Here is a 22,317-nt window from a genome sequence, read left to right as displayed (position 1 = left end):
TAATTCAACTTATTAATAAAAGGCCAATAAATATGTTGCAAATACCGAAAATAGTCATTTTAACTGGTGCAGGTATCTCTGCTGAATCAGGATTATCAACATTCCGTGCCCAAAATGGATTATGGGAAGGGCATAATGTGGATGATGTTGCTACTTACGAAGGTTATTTGCGTGATCCGATTGCTGTACATAGTTTTTATAATATGTTACGTAGTAAGTTACAAAATCCTGAGGTGAAACCCAATACGGCTCATTTTGCCTTAGCACAATTAGAACAGAAATTAGGCACGGATAATGTACTAATTGTTACACAAAATGTGGATAACCTTCATGAAAAAGCCGGTTCCAAAAATATCATCCACATGCATGGTGAATTATTAAAAGTGCGTAATGAAAAAACAGGGCAAGTTTTTGCTTGTTATGATGATGTAATTTATCAAGATAACCACTTAATTCGTCCACACATTGTTTGGTTCGGTGAAATGCCACTACAAATGGATGAAATCTATGATGCGCTGTCGAAAGCTGATTATTTTATTTCAATTGGTACTTCAGGAAATGTTTATCCAGCCGCTGGTTTTGTGCAAATGGCTAATCAATTTGGCGTTAAAACGGTAGAACTTAACTTAGAACCTAGTTTAGGTGAAAACTTATTTAAGACTAAAATTTACGGTCCTGCCAGTCAAGTAGTACCTGAATATATTAAAAATTTTATGTAAGGAAATATATTAGTTAAGCTGTTTTAGATAACTTTTACCACCTAAATTACTCATTTGCCCGCGGATCCATTCGGCCTTTTTTTGTATCTTATCATCAGGATTGGCCGGACTCCATTTTCTTGGATTTGGTAGTGTAGCCGCTAATAAACTAGCTTGATACGGTGTTAATTGACTAGCACTGACGTTAAAATAGTGTCGAGAAGCAGCTTCAATACCAAAAATACCTTCACCCCATTCCACACTATTTAAATAAATTTCGAGTGTACGTTGTTTTGACCAGATAAGCTCAATCCAAACGGTAAACCATGATTCAATACCTTTACGGATCCAACTTCGCGATGGCCATAGAAAAATATTTTTTGCTACTTGCTGCGTTATGGTACTAGCACCACGGATTTTTCTATTTTTTTGATTATAAATTAGTGCCCGATTAATGGCTTTAAAATCAAAACCCCAATGATCGGCAAAATTTTGATCTTCGGCGGCAATAACTGCAATTTTAATATTATCTGAAATCTGATCCCAATCTTTCCAGGTGCGTTGCTGAGTGATATTCCAATGAGCGATCTTTCTTTCAACCATTAACATCGAACCAAACGGATTAACCCAGCGCATTAATAAAATAATAAAAACCGAAACTAGCATAAATCCAATCACGATTTTTGTTATTATGCTTAACGTTTTCCTTAATGTGAGTTTCATATTAGTCCAGATACCACTAATTAAAAATGGTTGAGTAAACAGTATTCTAATACAAAAGTCGTCAAGTAAGATAGGTTATATTAATCGTTAAATAAATAATTATTTATAAAGTTAACTATTTGTTCTGGCTCATTAATATCTAATACAGGTACAGATGTATTTAATTGCTCATCACTGGCAACGGCGATAGTAAAATCATCAATAAATAGTGGTTTTGCGATTGTATTACGATGGCACATGATTTTGGGAATTTGCTCATCTTTGAATCCTTCAACTAATATGATATCAACATCGCTAAAATGGTTAATAAGTGTTTTTAAGTCAACGGGGTTATTGGGTGTTTCCTCAATCAATGCATAACGTTTATCACAAGCAATAATCGTTTGCTGCGCCCCAGCTTTGCGTAGCTCATAGCTATCTTTACCTGGGATATCTAATTCAATATCATGATGGGCATGTTTTAATGAACCTACCTTAATATTTTGTGAAACCATTAACTGAATAATCTTTTTTAGCAATGTGGTTTTACCACACCCACTATATCCAGATATGCCAATAATTTTTTTACTATTCATAGACTCTTGCCACTAACATGTTATATTTAAAAGTAGATATTACATTATTTTATACAAGATTAAAGGCAATGGTATGTATGATTTTTTAAATGATTATAATCAAACAGTGCACCCTGATTTATTAAAAGAATTTATCGATATTAATAATAAAAAGTTGAGTGGTTATGGTTTAGATGATTGTTGTAATGATGCCATCAATCACATAAGAGAAATATTAAAATCACCGAATGCTGATATCCATTTTATGGCCGGTGGAACCATGACCAATTTGACGGTAATTTCGCATATTTTAAAACCTTATCAAGCGGTGATCGCTGCTGAAACAGGGCATATCAATGTGCATGAAACTGGCGCAATTGAGGCAACCGGGCATAAAGTGGTGACGGTTAAAACCAAAGATGGAAAATTAACGCCAGAATTAATCAAACCAGTGTTAGATTATCATTGTGATGAACATATGGTACAACCAAAACTGGTGTATATTTCTAATACTACCGAATTAGGGACTATATATAGCAAGCAAGAGTTACAAAATCTGTATCAATTTTGTCAAAAAAATCATCTTTACCTTTATTTAGATGGTGCGCGTTTAGCAATGGCATTGGCAGCTAAAGATAATGATATTACTTTTCCTGACTTAGCCAAATATACTGATGCATTTTATATCGGTGGTACCAAAGTTGGTGCTTTTGCCGGTGAAGCGTTAGTATTTAATAATCATAGCATTAATCATGACTTCCGCTTTAATATGAAACAGAAAGGAGCAATTTTAGCGAAAAGTTGGATTATAGCCGTACAATTTAAAGCATTGATGCAAGATGACCTCTATATTTCCTTAGGTAAACATAGTAATAGTATGGCTGAAAAACTCACAACCCTATTTGAAAAAGCTGGATTTACTTTTGCTGCTAAACCACAAACTAACCAACTATTTGTTCTGTTACCTAATCAATTAGCGCAAAAAATTCTTTCTGTTTATGAAGTGGATAATTTAGGGCAAAGTGATCCAGAACATATTTGCTTACGTTTTTGTACCTCATGGTCAACTCAAGAAGTTGAAATAGAAAACTTTGCTAATCAGTTAGCTAAGCTGCTTAAAAACGAATAGGGCGCTTTTTTATCGGTAAGTTTAGCTTTGTTGTTATCTAAATTGAGAAATAAAAACATCTAAGGAAAGGGGATTTGAAGCTGTTAAATAGCTAAAAATCCCTTTTTTGTTATGCTGTGATTTAATATAAATAGATTAAAAATTCAACAGAATAGAAAATGTGTTTAGATGTGAACTAAGTTTGTGATCAGCAAATCAACTAACTGTATTAAAAATACTAATGAACAATAATATGGAACTAAACAAAATATTAATTTTGAGGAAAGGGGTTTTTTATTGTTTAAAATTACCGATTGGTTACTTGATATAGTTGTTTGAATGATTTAGTTATTTGCTTTGATCATAAAATTGGCGTTTTCCAGCATATCTAATGTATTAATATTGGTAAAACTGGCTGGATTGTCGCTAAAATCTACGGCCACGGCATTAATTTGTTGTAAAAATAACATCAGTTTGCGATCGCCTTCTTCTAAATATTTTTTTAATTGTGGGGCGATGGATTTATTAATTAATAAAATGGTTGGGTGGTCATTTTTGCCATCAAAAGGATAGATAGCTTGATGGGTTGTAGTGAGTTTTGCTAAACGAGTGATGAGATCATCGGGTAAAAAAGGGGTATCACAACTAACAAATAAATTCCAAGTAGTGGGACTGCGTAATAAGCCACTATAAATTCCGGCAAGAGGCCCTAGAAATCCCTGCAAATCATCACAAAATACTGGATAACCAAGCGAACGATATTGCTCAACATGACGGTTACAATTAATCATTAGCAAATCGACTTGTGGCTTAATTCGATCAATGACATATTGGTAAAGAGGTTTACCAGCTAATAACATCAAGCCTTTATCCTTACCATTCATACGGTTACTTTGGCCACCAGCTAAAATAATGCCAGTAATTGGCGGTTTTTCCATAAATTCTTTCTCTTTTACATTGCTAAAAAACAAAATAGCATTACTATATAGCAAAGTTATTTTTTAGTCGCAAATAACATATATCACTAGGTTATGAATCTTTGTAAATGCACTATTTAAATTTAAAGTCGAGTATATAATAGATACTTTTTAATATATAGATAGTAACGAAGAAGATTAACATAAAGGTTTATATCATCGTCTTCAACTTAGTTGAATATTAAATAAGGTATTTATTATGAAATGTCATCGTATTGATGAGTTAATAGAATTATTACAACCAGCTTGGGAAAACGATTCAGATCTTAATTTATTGCAACTTTTAGATAAATTAGGAAAGGAAGCTGGTTTTGATGGTGATCTTAAAGATCTTAGTGATGAAGTTTTAATTTATCATTTAAAAATGCGTAATTCAGATAAAAACGAAGCTATACCTGGATTAAAAAAAGATTATGAAGATGATTTTAAAACCGCATTATTAAAGGCACGCGGAATTATTGAAGAATAAGGAGAATCAATTAAATGAAAAAAACGCTTATTGCAATTGGAGTATTACTAACCTCTATGACCAGTTTTGCTGATGAAGCACCAGCAACTAGTAAAAATGATACTCAGCCAGCTACGGCAAGTGCTGCTACACAGCCAGCACCGATTGAAAGTGGCAAACAATATGGTGTTTTGCCATTTCAGCCATCTCCGGATAAAGAAGTTGTTGAATTCTTTTCATTCAATTGCCCTAGCTGTTTCAAGTTTGAAAGTGAATATCATACGCCAGAAATGATTGCTAAGGCTTTGCCTAAAGATGCAAAATTTAGACGTTACCATTTGGAAAACTTTGGTCCTTTAGCTAAAGAGCTTGCTGAGGCATGGGCTATTGCTAATGTTTTAGGTATTGAAGATAAAGCCTCTGATGCGCTATATAAAGCAGTGCAAACCGATCGTAGTATAAAAACTGTCGATGATATTAAAGCTGTTTTTGCCAGTTTAGGTGTTGATGCTGAAAAGTTTGAGAAAACCCAAAAAAGTTTTTTAGTTAAAGCTTTTATGGCACAACAAACTGATTCAATTAAACAATTAAGCCCAGAATCAATTCCAATGGTAGTGGTTAATCGCAAGTTTTTTGTCAACTCACGTGGTCTTAATGCCAGTAATAGTACTGATTATATCAAAGACTATGCAAGAGTAACTGCTTATTTAGTTGATTTAGATCCGAATGTAGACGTAGAAAAAGATAAGGCTGAAAGTCAAGAGCAAGCCAAATAATTATCACTTAATGTTTTTACGGTTTTCTAAAAATATCAAAATCCCTTTGTTGGTATTACGACAAAGGGATTTTATTTTAGCAAAAAGTTTCTATTCTCTTTCTAACGCATAAATTGGATCAAGTTTTGCAGCTCGTTTTGCCGGAACATAGCCAAAAATAATACCTATCATGGTTGAGCAACTAAACGCTGCGATAATCGAAATGATAGAAAAACTCATGGCAAATGAGGTAACAAAATAATTAAAAACAAAACCGATAATAAATGATAGAACGATACCTAATGTTCCACCAATTAAACACACTAACACAGCTTCAATTAGGAATTGTTGCAAAATATCACTAGAACGTGCCCCAACTGCCATACGGACACCAATTTCCCGAGTTCTTTCGGTTACTGATACCAGCATAATATTCATTACCCCAATACCACCAACAATCAAAGAAATTAATGCGATAGTTGAGCTCAGCAAAGTTAATACCCAAGCAGAAGAATTAACGGTTTCTCTTACACTGTCTGAATTAAAGATAAAGAAATCTTTACTACCATGACGTTGCAACATAATTTTATTAATCGCTTGTTCGGCAACATTTAAATCAACATTATCATTTATTCGAACAGTAATACTTTTTAATGATGTTTGCCCAACCATACGATTAATTACCGTCGTGTAAGGTAACCATATATTAAGGCTTTCATTATTACCAAATCCTTGTTGTTGTTTGGTCGCAACCCCAATGATTCTAACCGGTAATTGACCAACCATGAGAATTTTACCTATTGGATCTTGATCGCTAAATAATCTTTTAACGGTATTTTCATCAATTACCGCCTCTTGTGCAGAAGTGCTTACCGCTGTTTCATCGAAGGCAATACCTTTACTGATTGTATAGCCACGTACGGCAAAAAATTGCTCGCCGACACCATTAACTGTCCCAGTAACCGCTAAATTATCAATACGAAAATAGACGCTAGTAGAAAGGTTAGGCGTGGTACTATGAACAAAACTTTGTTGAGCTAGAAAATCAGCATCCGATGATCTTAGTGTAGTAATTTTATCAGCATTGCGATCACCAATACCGCTGCCGGCATAAATTTCTAAAGTACTGGTGCCTAATGAATTAATATTAGAGAGTATTTTCTGCTTTGTTCCTTCCCCTAAAGCAACCATAGAGACCACTGAAGCAATACCAATGATAATACCCAACATAGTCAAGAAAGTTCGTAATCGTTGTGACAACATGGATAATATTGCCATTTTAAACGCATCGCGAAAACGGTAATATTTAGCTGAAAAATTATCTTGAGTTTTGGTTATTTCGATTTGCTTAACTTGTCGATTATTAGCTTGTTCAGAGCAATAATTAGGATTAATTGAATCGGAAATAATATTGCCATCACTAATTTCAATAATTCTTTCGGCACTTTGGGCAATATTGGGGTCATGGGTAACGATAATGACAGTATGCCCTTGTTGATGCAACTCTCGTAAAATAGCCATGACTTCTAAACCACTTTTACGATCGAGTGCGCCAGTTGGTTCATCGGCTAATATAATTTGCCCGCCATTGATTAATGCCCGTCCAATACTTACTCGTTGTTGCTGGCCACCGGATAATTGATTGGGTTTATTATTTATTTTATCGGCAAGGCCTAAACGAGATAAAATGTTGGTGGCACGGCTTTGCCGTTGTTCATTGGTCACACCAGCATAAATTGCCGGTATTTCCACATTACCTTGTGCGGTTAAGGCATTTAATAAATGATAACGTTGAAAGATAAAGCCAAAATGTTCACGGCGTAACTCAGCTAATTCATCCGGCGATAATTGACTCGTTGTTCGGCCACCAATGGAATAAATTCCCTCAGTTGGCTTATCAAGACAACCAAGAATATTCATTAAAGTCGATTTACCAGAACCAGAGGCCCCTATAATGGCAACCATTTCTCCGGCATTAATGGTTAAGTTGATGCTTTTTAGGACTTGTATCGTAGAATCTCCAGCCGGAAATTCACGAATAATATTCTCAAGTTTTATTAATGGAGTATTATTGTTGGTCATCTTAGAATCTTATCCTTGGTCCTTTGTTATTTGGATTAAATGTTGCACCATTTGCACTACTAACAACGACAACTTCTCCTTCTTTAAGACCTGATTTGATTTCAACATTAATATTATTATTAATCCCTAAATTGACTTCTCGCTCTTCGATACTATTTTGATTATTCAGAACATAAACAATCGCTTTATCTTTATCTGTATTTTTTTGGATAGCTTGTGATGGAATGGTTAGGACATCTTTTGCTTCTGCTAGTACAATATAAACTTGAGCTGTCATAGAAATACGTAAAATATGATCAGGATTATCGACATCCAGTAAACCGTTATAATAAATTGCACTTTTGGTGGTCGATGACGTACTTGAGTTAGCTGAGCTTTCGGTATTAATTGAGTCAGGGGCTGGTTCAATAGCTCGCAATGTTAGTCCATCAAAACGCTTGTTTGGTTGTCCCAATATAGTGAAATAAACCGGCATTCCTTTTTTAACACCGATAACATCAGCTTCGGAAATTTGTGCTTCAATGGTCATTTTCTCCAGTTGGGCAACTTTAACGATAGTTGGTGCACTTTGTACCGAGTTTACGGTTTGTCCTTGATCAACTGGAATAGCAACAATAACACCATCAATTGGTGCGCGTATTTTCGTGTAGCCTAAATTGACTTTTGCAGTATCAACTGCAACTTGAGCACTAACAATATCTGCATCAAGGGCAGCAATATCGGCTTTAATTGCATCAAGATCTGCTTTGGCAGAATCTAAATCAGATTGGACGCCAACCCCTTTTTTAACCAACTTTAATTGACGATCATAGGTTAATTGATAATTGACTAATTTTGCTTGCTTCGAGGTTCGTTGGGCTTCTAAGCTATTAAGAGACGCCTCGGATTGTTTAAGATCATTGCTTTGCTTAAGATCATCAATCTCAGCAATCATATCACCTTGTTTAACCTCATCACCGAGCTCAACATACAATTTTTTAATTTGCCCAGAAACCTGCGCACCAACGCTAACTTGTTTGAAAGCACTTATAGTGCCATCAGCAAGTACCGTTTTCTCAATATTCGCTTTAGTGACCGTTGACGTTATATAATTAATGTTTGGTTCAGCAGGAAATAAAATTAATTTTACTATGTACAGCAGAATTAAACCAATAACCGTAATAACGATGGATCTAAATGTTAAGAATTTTGCCAATCTTTTCATCCTTTTATTTCTTTTGTTATTTTTTTGAGCATTGTAACGTATTAATTTAATTTGCAATGATAACTAAAGATAATAAATTGTAATTTTTATGAAAATTAATTAGCTTTTGTGCTGAATTTTGTTTTAAAAAACCCCTTTCCTCAAAATTTTTTGCAAAAATTTTAATAATCATGCGATAGCAATGTAGATCCGTATTAGGAATTATTGGCGATTGCGTTATAATGGCGCCAATTTTTTTACTGGTTAAAGATATTATAGCAATGGCATTAAAAATAACCGAAAAGTGTATTAATTGTGATATGTGTGAACCCGAGTGTCCAAATGAGGCTATCTCAATGGGGTTTGATACTTATGAAATTGATCCAAATAAATGTACTGAATGTGTTGGTTATTATGATCATTCGACTTGCCAGCGAGTTTGTCCGATTCAAAATGCAATTATTGCTGATCCAGATTGTGTCGAAAGCCAAGAGCAGTTATTAGAAAAATTTAAGCAACTAACCCATTCTTCTTAGTTAGTCGATTTAATCTCTATGCGTAATTCTTTTGGAATTTCAAAGGTGATATTCTCTGAAATTCCTTCGGTTTCAACCAATGATGTACAACCTAGACTTTTTAGATGATCGATAACTTGCTTAACCAAAATATCTGGTGCTGATGCTCCAGCTGTTACGCCGATAGTTCGAGCATTAACTAGCCACTCAAGATTAATATCGGATGCGAAATCAATCAAATAAGCATGTTTACTGTTTCGCCTTGCCAGTTCAGCTAATCGGTTTGAGTTTGACGAGTTTTTCGAACCAACCACTAAAACCACATCGGCTTGAGATGATAGCTGTTTTACTGCTTGCTGGCGATTGGTGGTCGCATAGCAGATATCATTTTTACGAGGGCTGCGAATATTCGGAAAGCGATTTTTTAACGCTGCAATTATCTCAGCAGTATCATCAACAGATAACGTTGTTTGGGTTGTAAAACAGAGATGCTGGTCGTTTTTTACTTGCAGGTTCTGCACATCTTCAATGGATTCGACTAAATAAATACCACCGTCAGGATTGCTATACTGCCCCATAGTACCATCGACCTCAATATGGCCAGCGTGACCAATAAGAATAACTTCTTCTCCTCGATAGCTTGCTCTAGCAACTTCCATATGAACTTTGGTAACTAAAGGACATGTTGCATCAAATATCCGTAGTTGACGACGTTTAGCTTCATCTCGAACCGCTTTAGATACGCCATGAGCGGAAAAAATCAGGATACTATCATCAGGTACTTCATTGATTTCTTCAATAAATATTGCGCCTAATTCTTTAAGACGATTAACCACATAACGATTATGAACGACCTCATGGCGCACATAAACCGGTGCGCCAAACAGTTCGATTGCTCGTTCAACGATGGTTATCGCTCGATCTACACCAGCACAAAAACCACGTGGATTAGCAAGGATAATCTGCATGTTAATCCGTCTTTTTCGGTTTTACATAATTGCTTAGGATAAAGACGCCAATACCTAAACAGATAGCACAGTCGGCAATATTAAACGTTGGGTAATGCCAATCACCAAAATTAACATCTAAGAAATCAACAACAAAACCGTGATAGAGACGGTCGAATAGGTTGCCTAACGCACCGCCTAAAATTAATGCTAATGAGAAGTTTTCTAGTTTTTGTTTATGCTTATTGCGATATAGCATATAAATAATTACTGTACTGACAATAAAGGCAATTGCTGCCAGTATCCAGCGTTGACCTTCAAATATACTGAATGCGGCACCAATATTGCGGACATATGTTATTGAGAAGAAGGGAAGTAGATTTACTGATTCAAAAAGGAAAAAATTCTTTACAATCCAAAATTTACTTGCGATATCTATAACAAAAACCACTACCGCCAATAATAACCAGTAAAGTCCGTTATCTTTTTTCATATAGTCTATGCTCATTATTATAATACCGCCGACAATCGTCGGCGGTAAATGTACTTAGTTAATTGCTATAAGATTATTTTTATAGCTCTTTTCTATTCCTATCACTAACTGTTAGTGGTTAAGCAAAATGTCTTACTTCACCATTGCCATGAATATTTTCTTCACAGCGTTTACATAAGTGAGTGGTAGGATTGTTATCAACAGTATAATGCCAGCAGCGAGGGCATTTATCGCCTTGTGCTTTAGCAAGCTCAATTTTAAGACCTTGAATATCACTTTGTACTGCTTGTTGTGATGCACTGTCTAACGGTTTAACACTTGCTTGTGAAGTCAGTAATACAAAACGTAATTCGTTTTCTAATTTCGCAAGTGCCGTAGCAATTTCGCTATTGGCATAAAGTGTAACTGCTGCTTCGAGTGAGCCTCCAATGACTTTATCATTACGACCTTGCTCTAACACTTTGTTCACTTCACTACGAATAGTTAAAATTTGTGCCCAGTAAGCGCTATTTAGTGTTTCACTCTCAGACAGGCTAAATAGTGATGTGTACCATTCATCTTCAAACACAAATTCTGATTTTTCTGTTGCCGGTAGATATTGCCAAATTTCATCTGCAGTAAATGATAAAACAGGTGCAATCCAACGAACCATTGCTTGCGCAATATGATATAACGCCGTTTGACAGCTATGACGGGCAATACTATCGCTTTTCGCCGTATATTGTCGATCTTTGATAATATCTAAATAGAATGACCCCATCTCAATTGAACAAAATTGCATAATACGTTGTACAACTTTGTGGAAATCATAGTTTTCATAAGCCTGAATGATCTGTTCTTGAGCCTCTTTTGCCACACTGACTGCCCAGCGATCGAGTACCACCATATCTTCAGGTTTAACCATATCTTTAACTGGATCGAAACCATTTAAGTTAGCCAATAAGAAACGGGCAGTATTACGGATACGACGATAGCTATCAGCTGCTCGTTTGATGATTTCATCTGAATAGCTCATTTCACCTGAATAATCGGTTGAAGCAATCCATAATCGTAGAATATCGGCACCTAATTTATTCATTACCTCTTGTGGTGTAACGATATTACCTAGCGATTTAGACATTTTACGACCTTGTCCATCGACCACAAAGCCATGCGTTAATACTTGTTTATATGGTGCTTTGTTATCAATTGCAGTTGATAACATTAACGAAGACATAAACCAACCACGATGTTGATCTGAACCTTCTAAATACATATCCGCTTCATGTCCTTCAAACTCAGGACGTACGCCAACAACTGAGTAGAATGTTGAACCTGAATCAAACCATACATCTAGCGTGTCTGGTACTTTACGATAATCATCGGCATCGGGACCTAATAGATCTTTAATATCGGCATCCCACCATGCTTGAATACCATTTTGCTCAACTAATTTAGCGACTTTTTCGACTAACTGTAGTGTGTCTGGATGTAACTCTTCAGTCTCTTTGTGTACAAATAACGTCATTGGTACGCCCCATGTACGTTGACGTGAAATACACCAATCCGGACGATTTGCCACCATTGTTTCAATTCGGGCTTGACCCCAATCAGGGATCCAACGAACTTGTTTAATCTCTTTTAGCGATTGAGTACGCAAACCTTGTTTATCCATGCTGATAAACCATTGTGGTGTTGCACGATAAATTACCGGTGTTTTATGTCGCCAACAGCACGGGTAACTATGTTCAATATTTTCAAAATGTAATAGTGCATTGTGTTCTTTTAATAGCTCAATGACTACTTTATTGGCTTTAAAAACGAATAAACCATCTAAACCAGCGCCTGTTCCTGGTAAATAACAACCATTACCTCCAACTGGGTTGGCGACTTCAAGGCCATATTTTTGGCCAACGATAAAGTCTTCAGCACCGTGACCTGGAGCGGTATGAACAGCACCAGTACCCGCATCAACAGTAACGTGTTCACCAAGTACAATTGGCTCATCAAAATCGAGGAACGGATGTTTGAAACGTAATAATTCAAGCGCATCACCTTGGCAAGAACCTAAGATTTTCCAATCAGTGATATCAGCACGTTTCATGACTGATTCAACTAAATCAGCAGCTAAAATTAAGCACTCTTTATCATTGATTTGGACTAATTGATATTCTACCGTTGCATTAAGCGCAATTCCTCGGCTAGCTGGTAATGTCCATGGTGTGGTGGTCCAGATAACCGCATAAATAGTTAAATCAGTATTAATCCCGAATTTGTTTGCTACTGCTTGATTGTCAGTTGCTTTAAATTTGACATCAATTGCCGGTGATGATTTATCATAATATTCAACTTCGGCTTCCGCTAAGGCTGACATACAGTCGGTACACCAATAAACCGGTTTAGCCCCTTTGACTAAATGACCATTTTCGATCACTCTACCTAAAGCCCGAATAATATTCGCCTCAGTATCATAATTCATTGTACGATATGGATTTTGCCAATCGCCAAGTACACCCATACGAATAAAATCAGCTTTTTGTAGTTCAACTTGTGAAGCCGCATAATCACGACAAATTTGGCGAAATTCAGCTGGTGTTACTTTTACGCCTGGTTTACCAACCTGCTCTTCAACTTTTTGTTCTATCGGTAATCCATGACAATCCCATCCTGGAATATACGGGGAGTCATAACCACTTAAACCTTTAGATTTGATGATAATATCTTTAATTATTTTATTAACGGCATGACCGATATGAAGTTTTCCGTTTGCATAAGGAGGGCCATCATGCAAAATAAAAGATTTTTTGCCTTTTTTTACTTGACGGATTTTGCGATAAAGTTCTTTATCATACCAATTTTGCAACATAGCTGGTTCACGTTTAGCAAGATCGCCTCGCATAGGGAATCCAGTTTCCGGTAAATTCAATGTGTTTTTATAGTCTGTCATGCTGATTTATTCCAGTTATTTTTGTTGATACTACTTTTTAATTGGTTAATTTTGCACTGATCTGTTTCGCAGTGCAAACATCTTGTGAAATTTGTTGTTTTAAATCTGCTAAAGAGTCAAATTTTTTCTCATCGCGTAATTTACAGACAAAGATAACGTCTAAATATTGTCCATAAATATCACCTGAAAAGTCAAATATATTCACCTCTAAAATTGCTTTTTTACCTTCAATGGTTGGTCTAATACCGATATTGGCAATGCCATGATAATATTGATTGCTACAACAGTTTTTGACTTTGACAAAATAGACCCCTTGTAAAGCAGGTTTTTTTCGATTCAAATGAATATTGGCGGTTGGAAATCCTAATTGTCTTGCTAACGCATTACCATGCACCACTCTGCCTTGAATGGCGTAATCACGACCTAAAAGGCAACGAGCTAATTCAAAATCACTATTAAACAGTGCTTCACGAACAGCTGTACTACTGATTCTTAAATTATTCCAAACAAAGGTTGGCATACTTTCAACCGAAAATTGGTTATTTTGAGTATATTGTTGTAACAGATTGATATCGCCTTTGCGGTCACGGCCAAATTGGAAATCATCACCAATAACAATATATTTAGCACTCAATTTGTTAATCAACCAATCTTGAATAAATGCATTAGCTGACATATTGGCAAAGGTTTGGGTAAAGGGAACCGCGATAATATAGTCGATACCGAGTTTTTCAATTAACTGCACTTTTTCTTTAAATGACGTTAATCTTGCCGGGGCATTTTGTTTGCTAAAAAACTCTAAAGGTTGAGGTTCAAATAACATAACCACTGTTGGCAAGTTTAATTTTTTACCTTGTTCTATTAAATGATTTATTAATTGTTGGTGTCCTAAGTGCACACCATCAAAGTTGCCCAATGTAACTACACATTGAGTAAATTCATTGTTTAAATTCTCAATACCGCGGATTATCTTCATTAAAGCGTGTTAGTTAATTATTATGTTTTCACTAAAATAGCTGCCAATTATACCAATCTTTCTTGAAGATGCACGTAATAACAATTAGCCTTTTTATGGCGGTATCAGCAATATTGTGATTGATTAATAGTGTTTTAATGCTCTTAGAAACTCTTGTCGAGTACTTGGATTAGTTTTAAATCCGCCACCTAATGCGGTAGTAGTGGTTAAACTATTGGAATCTTTAATACCACGAGCTTTCACACAATAATGGGTAGCGTCAATTGAAACGGCAACATTGACTGTGCCTAATAATGTTTGCAAGGCAACCAAAATTTGTTGGGTTAATCTTTCTTGTACTTGCGGACGCTGGGAGAAAAATTCAACAATCCGATTAATTTTCGATAGACCAATCACTTTATCTTTGGGGATATAAGAAACGGTCGCTTTACCGTCGATGGTAACAAAATGGTGTTCACAAACACTGGTTAATGTAATATCACGAACAGTGATCATTTCATCAACCTGCATTTTGTTTTCAATCAGGGTGATTTTGGGGAAGTTATGATAGTTAAGTCCGGAAAAGATCTCATCAACATACATTTTGGCAACGCGGTGTGGCGTTTCGCTAAGGCTATCATCATGCAAATCAAGTTCCATGAGTTTCATGATTTCTCGGAAGTGCGCTTCTATTTTAGCTTTCCGTTCGCTATTTTCCATAGCTAAACGACATGATGGGGTTTCAAGATTTTTAGCTGCTAATGCTTCTTTGACTTTTTGTGCAGCGGGACTTAATTCTGTCATTTATTTAGTACTCAGGCGAAAATAGATGTCACATTATATATTACTCATATTGTGATATACAGTAATTTTCATTAATTGGATTGAATAAAAGATTGTTATTATCTGGATTATTTTTACACTATATTATCGGAGCCAACGAGAATATTGTTGTTAATTAGGTTATACTTATGGTTATTAAATTGAATAACATTTGGGTAACTATTTATGCCAAATAATGCGCCAATTATTTTAATTGATGGATCTTCTTATCTTTATCGGGCTTTTTTTGCATGTCCGCCTTTAACCAATGCCAATGGTGAACCGACTGGGGCAATTTTTGGTGTTGTTAATATGATTCGTAGCTTGATGAATCAATATAATCCTACCCATGTTGCGGTAGTTTTTGATGCTAAAGGTGGATCGTTTCGTAATGAAATTTATAGTGAATATAAAGCAACACGTGACGAGATGCCGGAAGATTTACAGCCACAAGTTGAACCAATTCACACCATTTTAAAAGCGATGGGTTTACCATTACTTTGCATTGAAGGTGTTGAAGCTGATGATGTGATCGGGACTTTAGCCAGACAAGCAGAAAAAGAAAATCTTCAGGTACTCATTAGTACTGGCGATAAAGATATAGCGCAATTAGTGAGTGATAAAGTTACACTGATTAATACCATGAATAATACGGTGCTTGATCCGCAAGGAGTCATGGATAAATTTGGTGTGCCACCAGGAAAAATTATAGATTATTTAGCATTAAGAGGCGACAATTCCGATAATATACCTGGTGTAGTTGGGATTGGAGAAAAAACAGCACAAGCTTTATTAACGGCTTTTGATAGTGTACAAGATATTTATGACCATTTAGACGATATTGAAAATTTATCGATTCGAGGTGCTAAATCATTAAAGCAAAAATTAATAGACAATCAAAAGGATGCTGAGCTTTCTTATCTATTAGCTACCATTAAAACTGATGTAGCATTAGATTTTACCAATGAACAACTACTTGTTTCAGATATTGATGTAAATAAATTAGTCGAATTATTTGCTTATTATGGTTTTCATCGTTGGCAAAAAGAATTAATAGCGGGTAATTTTTTAAAAAAACAAAAACTAACTGCTAATGATATTGAAAATATGTCATTATTTTCACAGGAAAACGATACCGTTAAAGATAAGATTGATACAGATTATCAATGTATATTAACCCATGAGCAATTAGATGATTGGATCAGTAAATTAGCTAACTGTCAGCAGTTTGCTTTTGATACAGAAACGGATAATGTTGATCATCTTCATGCTAAATTGGTTGGCATATCGCTAAGCGTTACACCTCATCAAGCTGCTTATATTCCAATTAATCACCAATATCTTGGTGTGCCAGATCAATTACCATTAAATGAGGTATTATCTAAATTAAAACCAATATTAGAAGACCCCGCAATTAAGAAAATCGCCCAAAATGCCAAATTTGATTATAGTGTGTTAGCTAATTATGATATCCATGTGCAAGGTATTGCTTATGATACAATGTTGGAGTCATATGTCTTAAATAGTAATGAACGACACGATATGGATAGTATGGCAAATCGTTATTTGCATCTTAAAACTATTACTTATAATGAATTAACCAAGGTTGACAAAAAACAAGTCACTATCGATGTTATTGAAGTTGAAAAAACTACGCAATATGCCGCTGAAGATGCAGATGTTACTCTGCAACTTCATCAGAAACTATGGCCGGAACTGGAAAAAGACCAAAAGCTCAGCAAGTTATTTACCGATATTGAAATGCCATTGGCGATTGTGTTGGCCGATATGGAAAGGACAGGAGTGTTAATTGACACTAAACAGTTAAATGACTATTCCATTGAATTAAATAAAAAAATGCTAGAATTAGAGGCCGAATTACATTTCCTCGCAGGTGAAAAATTTAATCCTTCGTCACCAAAACAGATTCAAGCTATTTTATTTGATAAACACCAGTTACCTGTTTTAAAAAAGACACCAAAAGGTGATCCATCAACTAGTGAAGATGTGTTGAGTGAACTTGCTGAGCAGTATGTTTTACCGCGTAAAATTTTGTTTTATCGTAGCTTGGCAAAACTGAAAAATACCTATACTGATAAATTACCACTGATGGTAAGTCCAATAGACCATCGAATTCATACCAATTACAACCAAATAGGTACGGTAACAGGGCGGTTGTCATCAAATGATCCGAATTTGCAAAATATCCCAGTACGTAATGAAGAAGGGCGGCGAATTCGGCAAGCATTTATTGCACCAAATGGTTATAAGATTATTTCAGCCGATTATTCGCAAATAGAGTTGCGCATTATGGCGCATTTATCACAAGATCAAAGTCTGCTTAGCGCCTTTGCTAATGATAAAGATATTCATAGGGTCACCGCGAGTGAAGTATTAACTAAACCAGAGGCAGATATTACAGCCGAAGAGAGACGACGTGCAAAAGCAGTCAATTTCGGTTTGATTTATGGTATGAGTGCATTTGGATTATCGAAACAAATTAATCTTCCTCGTAAAGAAGCACAATCCTATATTGATCGTTATTTTGAACGTTATCCTGGCGTACAAACTTATATGGAAGAAACACGCCAATTGGCAATGCAACAAGGTTATGTGGAAACTCTATCCGGAAGACGATTATATTTACCAAAAATCATTTCTGGCAATGGTATTGAAAAACGCGGTGCTGAACGTGCGGCAATTAACGCTCCTATGCAAGGTACTGCTGCAGATATCATCAAAACCGCTATGATTAAAATGAGTGAGTGGATAAAAAAACAACCGACAGGTAATATCAGAATGGTGATGCAAGTACACGATGAGCTGGTGTTTGAGGTTAAAGAAGAGTTGGTGAGTGAATATAGTGCGTTGATTAAATCAATTATGGAGAATTGTTACCAACTTTCAGTACCGTTAAAAGTTGATGTTGGTATTGGTAATAATTGGGATGAAGCGCATTAATCTTTTTATTAAAATTAACTTATACGTTATAGTTTGATTTTTATACTAAAATATATAGTTAATTATTCAATACTTTTATAAAATAGTTGTTAATTTTATGCTATTAGCGATGGCTTGCCGAAACCTTTTGGCATGTTAGAATAATCAATTAAATTGAATTTATTACAAAATGTTAGTACTTTTCTCATTTATGAGAAGAGTTTAAATAAAGAAGAGCGCGAGCAACGAATTGACGTTTGAGTGTTCTTTTTTGTTATTAATAGGATTATTTCATGAAAATTAAAACCCGTTTTGCACCGAGCCCAACCGGTTACTTACATGTGGGTGGTGCCCGTACAGCACTTTATTCTTGGCTATATACTCGCCATGCACAAGGCGCTTTCGTATTACGTATTGAAGATACCGATCTTGAGCGTTCAACGCCAGAAGCGATTGAAGCGATTATGGAAGGAATGAATTGGTTGAAATTATCATGGGATGAAGGCCCATATTTTCAAACTAAACGCTTTGATCGTTACAATCAAGTGATTGATGAAATGTTAGCTAATGGTACGGCTTATCGTTGTTATTGTTCAAAAGAGCGCCTAGAAAAATTGCGTGAAGAGCAAATGGCTAAAGGCGAAAAAGCGCGTTATGATGGTCATTGCCGCTGTGATGAAGTGCAAAAACAACATTCCCATAGCGAACCGCATGTTGTTCGTTTTGCTAATCCGGTTGATGGCGTTGTGATATTCAATGATTTAATTCGTGGACCGATCGAAATAGCCAATAAAGAGCTTGATGATCTCATAATTCGTCGTACTGATGGATCTCCAACTTATAATTTTTGTGTCGTGGTAGACGATTGGGACATGGAAATTACCCATGTTATTCGTGGTGAAGATCATATTAATAATACCCCTCGACAAATTAATATTTTAAAAGCATTAGGGGCTCCACTGCCTGAATATGGTCATGTATCGATGATTTTAGGTGATGATGGGCAAAAACTCTCGAAACGTCATGGTGCGGTAAGTGTTATGCAATATCGTGATGATGGTTATTTGCCTGAAGCACTATTAAATTATCTAGTTAGGCTTGGTTGGTCTCATGGTGATCAAGAGATATTCTCGGTGCCAGAAATGGTGAGTTACTTTTCTTTAGATGCAGTCAGTAAGTCGGCAAGTGCATTTAATACTGAAAAATTACTTTGGTTAAATCATCATTATATTAACCATTTAGATGCTGATTATGTCGCGCAACATTTAGTTTGGCATATGAATCAACAAGGTTATGATTTAACTCAAGGCCCAGATTTGATTACTATCGTCAAATTATTTGGCGAACGTTGTAAAACATTGAAAGAAATGGCTGAATCAAGTTGCTATTGTTATCAAGATTTTGCTGAGTTTGATGCTGATGCTGCTAAAAAGCATTTGCGCCCTGTTGCCAAAGAGCCATTAGAAGTGGTTAAGGCTAAAATTGAAGCAATTTCTGATTTTGATTGGCAAATAGATAAAATTCATCATGCCATTGAAGCAACAGCAGCAGAGCTTGAGGTTGGTATGGGTAAAGTTGGTATGCCTCTTCGGGTTGCTGTAACCGGAATTGGTCAATCACCTTCAGTTGATGCTACTGTTTATGCGGTTGGAAAAAAACGCACCTTAGCCCGTATAGATAAAGCATTGGCTTATATTGCTAACAGAGAACAAACTCAAGCATAATCTCATTTAATCGCCGATAATAACTCGGCGATTCACTTTATCTTGTTGAGAGTTTATTATGGCTCGCTTAAAGAAACGTTATTGGATTCCGTCGTTTATACTGTTGATTATAATCATAGTAGGTTTATCTGGATGGCGTTATTGGTTAGCATTTAAGGATGAATATAATCTTTCGATAGACTGGCAAGGTATTAACATCAGCTGGGATGGTTTATTTTTTGCTGAACTAAATATTGCTCAGCCATCACAATTATCAGTAACAGCCAGCGATGTGAAAATATCATGGTCACAGCTAAGCGCTAAAAATATCGATATCTATTGGCAAAAAGCCGATTTAACCAATACACAAGCTGTAGCGAAGGTTGCTGATGATCAATTACAAAAACTTGATCAATCTACTTTTGAACCTTCATTGATCTCAACTATTATTGCCTGGTTACCAACAAATATTAACATTGAACATTTAACATTACACCAGCAAGATAGTGAGTTATTTAATCTGAAAGTTGCAGTAGTTAAAAATCAAAATACTTTGCAACTCAATTTAGCCAGTAACACTCAGGATATGGCAACGCTTGCTGCTGATATCTCATTTAATCAATTAAATTCATCAATTGAAATTGAAAATGGTGTTTTGACCACATCCTTATCGTATTTTGGTATTGAAAAAGGTAGTTTAACTTTACCATTCAGCGGTGTTTTAACCGATAAGCTATTTACTTTAAAGAGTACCGATAAAGCACAAGTTAATATTGAAAAAGCGAACTTCTTCGATGATTTAATTATTAAACCATTAATCGGAAAATTAACACTTGATGCAGTATTGCCTATTCCATTTAAAGCTAATCAAGTTAGCGTCAAATCAACATTAACAATTAATAAATTTGACGGCATATATAAAGCTAGCGAATTTAAATCCGCCTTGGGGGATATAAATCTTTTATTTAACAATAATCAATTTACTGTTACAACTTCAGCATTAACCATTCAACAAGTGAATATTGGTGTTATTTTTGAAAAAATAAAATTAGCTGGAAGTTATTCAGCATCTTTAGCTGCACCAAATAAAGGAGTTGTAAAATGGCAATTAGCACAAGCAGCTATTTTTTCTGGCTCTGTTTCTCTTGATAAAGGGCAATTGAATTTAGCAAAATTACCCCAAAAATTTACTTTAAGGTTAAAAAAGATACAGTTAAAAGATATTTTTACAAAATATCCCGCCGAAGGCTTAGCTGGAGAAGGGGCGATAGATGGTGTTTTACCGATTACTTTATTACCTTCTACTAAAAAAGGCACTGCTTTGACCGAAGTTATTATCAAAAATGGTCAATTAGTAACGGTTAATGAGGGCTTTTTACGGTTTGAAAATTCAGCATTGCAAAATTATGCACAAGCCAATCCTAATATGAAAATTCTCACTGATATTATTAAAAATTTTCATTATACTAAATTGTCAGGTACGGTTAATTATGCTAATGAGATTGCTAAGTTAGGATTAAATATCCAAGGCAATAACCGAGATGTTGAGAATGGTAAAGCAGTAAATTTAAATATTAATCTTGAAGAAAATATTGCAAAATTGTTGATAAGTTTACAACTTTCCGATCAGATTAACGAACCCATACGAAAACGTATTGAAGCGTATTTGAAAAGGAAATCTTGATAGATAAGAGGCTATATTATGCTAAAAAATATGATTACTATTATCGTGTGTAGCGCAGTATTAATTGGCTGTACACCAACGGTCAAGGTACAAGCGCCAAATGAACCAATTAATATCAATTTGAATGTTAAGATTGATCATGAAATTAATATTAAAGTTGATAAAGCCTTAGATAACATTATCAATAAATCAGGTTTATACTAAATTAATATTATTATCGGTCGTTATTTACAAATAATGTCATGAATCTAAAAAATTACTCTTGCGGAACATAAGATGATTTTTTAATAAATTTTACACATATTTAATACAATTTAATATGATGTATTTAATAAGGGGGTTATTATGAATATCTATAAAAAAGCAACGATAGCATTATTATCAATAATATTAGCTTTACCAGTTTTTGCTTTAAATTTAGATCAGGCAATTAATGAATTAAGTCAAGCCAAAGCTAATGGGTTGGTTGGTGAACAAGCTGATGGTTACCTAGGCGTGGTCAAAAATGAAGGTAATGCTAGCGAAATTGCTCAATTAATTAATCAGGCTCGCAAACAGCAATATCAAAAAGTATCTGCAGAAACTAAAGTACCATTGTCTGACGTGCAGAGCCGAGCTGGTAGTAAAGCACAAGAAAAAACGCCAGCAGGCCAATATATAGAAAAACAAGGGCAGTGGTTAAAAAAATAATAGCAAACTTTATTACAACAATAGAAAAAGTATAATGATATTGTACTTTAATTGTTAACCAATAATGTGTATGCTGTTATTTTTATGCTTTGCTTGTAATAATATTTAAAATAA

General features: G+C 35.2%; 20 protein-coding genes. 10 read left to right on the top strand and 10 right to left on the bottom strand.

Translation table 11 applies throughout. The features are described from left to right. Window positions 1-32 precede the first annotated feature (32 nt). Window positions 33-719 (top strand): Sir2 family NAD+-dependent deacetylase, encoded by a 687-nt coding sequence (cobB, locus tag H3U97_RS08145; protein ID WP_198198679.1) that lies wholly within the window; start codon window positions 33-35, stop codon window positions 717-719. A 9-nt stretch (window positions 720-728) separates the two neighbouring features. Here cobB and mtgA read toward each other — a convergent pair whose 3' ends face one another. Together mtgA and mobB are read right to left on the bottom strand one after the other, a co-directional pair. Beyond that, the gene (gene mtgA, locus H3U97_RS08140; protein WP_065614780.1) at window positions 729-1,421 is read right to left on the bottom strand and encodes a monofunctional biosynthetic peptidoglycan transglycosylase; all 693 of its coding nucleotides are present in this window, start codon (window positions 1,419-1,421) and stop codon (window positions 729-731) included. Between the two features lie 80 nt (window positions 1,422-1,501). Beyond that, window positions 1,502-1,996, bottom strand: coding sequence for a molybdopterin-guanine dinucleotide biosynthesis protein B (gene mobB / locus H3U97_RS08135; protein WP_198198678.1), 495 nt, complete (start codon window positions 1,994-1,996; stop codon window positions 1,502-1,504). Between the two features lie 73 nt (window positions 1,997-2,069). Here mobB and H3U97_RS08130 point away from each other — a divergent pair, with 73 nt between their 5' ends. Beyond that, on the top strand, window positions 2,070-3,104 hold the full coding sequence (locus tag H3U97_RS08130; protein WP_198198677.1) for a low specificity L-threonine aldolase: 1,035 nt from the start codon (window positions 2,070-2,072) through the stop codon (window positions 3,102-3,104). A 323-nt stretch (window positions 3,105-3,427) separates the two neighbouring features. Here H3U97_RS08130 and mobA read toward each other — a convergent pair whose 3' ends face one another. Then, window positions 3,428-4,021: a molybdenum cofactor guanylyltransferase MobA gene (gene mobA, locus H3U97_RS08125; RefSeq protein WP_065577952.1), complete on the bottom strand. Its 594-nt coding sequence runs from the start codon at window positions 4,019-4,021 to the stop codon at window positions 3,428-3,430. Window positions 4,022-4,259: 238 nt separating this feature from the next. Here mobA and H3U97_RS08120 point away from each other — a divergent pair, with 238 nt between their 5' ends. Both H3U97_RS08120 and H3U97_RS08115 read left to right on the top strand, forming a co-directional pair. Next, window positions 4,260-4,529, top strand: coding sequence for a YihD family protein (locus tag H3U97_RS08120; protein WP_065577951.1), 270 nt, complete (start codon window positions 4,260-4,262; stop codon window positions 4,527-4,529). Window positions 4,530-4,543: 14 nt separating this feature from the next. After that, window positions 4,544-5,284: a DsbA family protein gene (locus H3U97_RS08115; protein WP_065577950.1), complete on the top strand. Its 741-nt coding sequence runs from the start codon at window positions 4,544-4,546 to the stop codon at window positions 5,282-5,284. A gap of 90 nt (window positions 5,285-5,374) precedes the next feature. Here the strand turns inward: H3U97_RS08115 and H3U97_RS08110 are convergent, their stop codons facing one another. Next, entirely contained in the window at window positions 5,375-7,345 is a 1,971-nt protein-coding gene (locus tag H3U97_RS08110; RefSeq protein WP_198198676.1) for a MacB family efflux pump subunit, read from the bottom strand. Window position 7,346: 1 nt separating this feature from the next. Continuing rightward, entirely contained in the window at window positions 7,347-8,540 is a 1,194-nt protein-coding gene (locus tag H3U97_RS08105) for an efflux RND transporter periplasmic adaptor subunit (RefSeq protein WP_198198675.1), read from the bottom strand. A 269-nt stretch (window positions 8,541-8,809) separates the two neighbouring features. Between H3U97_RS08105 and H3U97_RS08100 the strand changes: the two genes are divergently transcribed. Next, complete coding sequence (locus H3U97_RS08100; RefSeq protein ID WP_065614797.1) at window positions 8,810-9,064, top strand: YfhL family 4Fe-4S dicluster ferredoxin; 255 nt, start codon at window positions 8,810-8,812, stop codon at window positions 9,062-9,064. Here the strand turns inward: H3U97_RS08100 and ispH are convergent. From ispH to folE, 5 genes are all read right to left on the bottom strand, one after another. Continuing rightward, a complete protein-coding gene (ispH, locus tag H3U97_RS08095) occupies window positions 9,061-10,011 on the bottom strand; it encodes a 4-hydroxy-3-methylbut-2-enyl diphosphate reductase (RefSeq protein ID WP_198198674.1) in 951 nt (316 codons plus the stop codon). The two genes, H3U97_RS08100 and ispH, sit on opposite strands and share 4 nt — an antisense overlap. 1 nt (window position 10,012) lies before the next feature. After that, on the bottom strand, window positions 10,013-10,483 hold the full coding sequence (lspA, locus tag H3U97_RS08090) for a signal peptidase II (protein ID WP_198198673.1): 471 nt from the start codon (window positions 10,481-10,483) through the stop codon (window positions 10,013-10,015). Window positions 10,484-10,601: 118 nt separating this feature from the next. Next, a complete protein-coding gene (ileS, locus tag H3U97_RS08085) occupies window positions 10,602-13,409 on the bottom strand; it encodes an isoleucine--tRNA ligase (RefSeq protein WP_198198672.1) in 2,808 nt (935 codons plus the stop codon). 37 nt (window positions 13,410-13,446) lie between these two features. Next, a complete protein-coding gene (gene ribF, locus H3U97_RS08080; RefSeq protein ID WP_065577944.1) occupies window positions 13,447-14,385 on the bottom strand; it encodes a bifunctional riboflavin kinase/FAD synthetase in 939 nt (312 codons plus the stop codon). 123 nt (window positions 14,386-14,508) lie between these two features. Beyond that, complete coding sequence (gene folE, locus H3U97_RS08075) at window positions 14,509-15,168, bottom strand: GTP cyclohydrolase I FolE (RefSeq protein WP_065577943.1); 660 nt, start codon at window positions 15,166-15,168, stop codon at window positions 14,509-14,511. A gap of 204 nt (window positions 15,169-15,372) precedes the next feature. Between folE and polA the strand changes: the two genes are divergently transcribed. The 5 genes from polA (at window position 15,373) to H3U97_RS08050 (ending at window position 22,203) form a co-directional block, all read left to right on the top strand. Next, window positions 15,373-18,147 carry a DNA polymerase I gene (gene polA, locus H3U97_RS08070; protein ID WP_198198671.1) on the top strand — a complete coding sequence of 925 codons (2,775 nt, stop codon included), beginning with the start codon at window positions 15,373-15,375 and terminating at the stop codon, window positions 18,145-18,147. A 272-nt stretch (window positions 18,148-18,419) separates the two neighbouring features. Next, window positions 18,420-19,850, top strand: coding sequence for a glutamate--tRNA ligase (gene gltX / locus H3U97_RS08065; RefSeq protein ID WP_086321139.1), 1,431 nt, complete (start codon window positions 18,420-18,422; stop codon window positions 19,848-19,850). Window positions 19,851-19,908: 58 nt separating this feature from the next. Further along, complete coding sequence (locus H3U97_RS08060) at window positions 19,909-21,513, top strand: YdbH domain-containing protein (RefSeq protein ID WP_065651398.1); 1,605 nt, start codon at window positions 19,909-19,911, stop codon at window positions 21,511-21,513. An 18-nt stretch (window positions 21,514-21,531) separates the two neighbouring features. Continuing rightward, on the top strand, window positions 21,532-21,717 hold the full coding sequence (locus H3U97_RS08055) for a YnbE family lipoprotein (protein ID WP_173795303.1): 186 nt from the start codon (window positions 21,532-21,534) through the stop codon (window positions 21,715-21,717). A 141-nt stretch (window positions 21,718-21,858) separates the two neighbouring features. After that, on the top strand, window positions 21,859-22,203 hold the full coding sequence (locus H3U97_RS08050; protein WP_198192256.1) for a YdbL family protein: 345 nt from the start codon (window positions 21,859-21,861) through the stop codon (window positions 22,201-22,203). The last annotated feature ends 114 nt before the right edge of the window (window positions 22,204-22,317 follow it).

The sequence above is a fragment of the Gilliamella sp. W8128 genome, assembly GCF_016100545.1.
Lineage (GTDB): Bacteria > Pseudomonadota > Gammaproteobacteria > Enterobacterales > Orbaceae > Gilliamella > Gilliamella apis.
This window is presented reverse-complemented; position numbering and strand designations above follow the sequence as displayed.

Coding starts and splice junctions, on each gene's coding strand:
- H3U97_RS08060 (WP_065651398.1), top strand. CDS start 19,909: ATGGCTCGCTTAAAGAAACGTTATTGGATTCCGTCGTTTATACTGTTG.
- mobB (WP_198198678.1), bottom strand. CDS start 1,996: ATGAATAGTAAAAAAATTATTGGCATATCTGGATATAGTGGGTGTGGT.
- H3U97_RS08130 (WP_198198677.1), top strand. CDS start 2,070: ATGTATGATTTTTTAAATGATTATAATCAAACAGTGCACCCTGATTTA.
- polA (WP_198198671.1), top strand. CDS start 15,373: ATGCCAAATAATGCGCCAATTATTTTAATTGATGGATCTTCTTATCTT.
- ileS (WP_198198672.1), bottom strand. CDS start 13,409: ATGACAGACTATAAAAACACATTGAATTTACCGGAAACTGGATTCCCT.
- lspA (WP_198198673.1), bottom strand. CDS start 10,483: ATGAAAAAAGATAACGGACTTTACTGGTTATTATTGGCGGTAGTGGTT.
- H3U97_RS08110 (WP_198198676.1), bottom strand. CDS start 7,345: ATGACCAACAATAATACTCCATTAATAAAACTTGAGAATATTATTCGT.
- ispH (WP_198198674.1), bottom strand. CDS start 10,011: ATGCAGATTATCCTTGCTAATCCACGTGGTTTTTGTGCTGGTGTAGAT.
- cobB (WP_198198679.1), top strand. CDS start 33: ATGTTGCAAATACCGAAAATAGTCATTTTAACTGGTGCAGGTATCTCT.
- ribF (WP_065577944.1), bottom strand. CDS start 14,385: ATGAAGATAATCCGCGGTATTGAGAATTTAAACAATGAATTTACTCAA.
- folE (WP_065577943.1), bottom strand. CDS start 15,168: ATGACAGAATTAAGTCCCGCTGCACAAAAAGTCAAAGAAGCATTAGCA.
- mobA (WP_065577952.1), bottom strand. CDS start 4,021: ATGGAAAAACCGCCAATTACTGGCATTATTTTAGCTGGTGGCCAAAGT.
- mtgA (WP_065614780.1), bottom strand. CDS start 1,421: ATGAAACTCACATTAAGGAAAACGTTAAGCATAATAACAAAAATCGTG.
- H3U97_RS08100 (WP_065614797.1), top strand. CDS start 8,810: ATGGCATTAAAAATAACCGAAAAGTGTATTAATTGTGATATGTGTGAA.
- H3U97_RS08120 (WP_065577951.1), top strand. CDS start 4,260: ATGAAATGTCATCGTATTGATGAGTTAATAGAATTATTACAACCAGCT.
- H3U97_RS08055 (WP_173795303.1), top strand. CDS start 21,532: ATGCTAAAAAATATGATTACTATTATCGTGTGTAGCGCAGTATTAATT.
- gltX (WP_086321139.1), top strand. CDS start 18,420: ATGAAAATTAAAACCCGTTTTGCACCGAGCCCAACCGGTTACTTACAT.
- H3U97_RS08115 (WP_065577950.1), top strand. CDS start 4,544: ATGAAAAAAACGCTTATTGCAATTGGAGTATTACTAACCTCTATGACC.
- H3U97_RS08050 (WP_198192256.1), top strand. CDS start 21,859: ATGAATATCTATAAAAAAGCAACGATAGCATTATTATCAATAATATTA.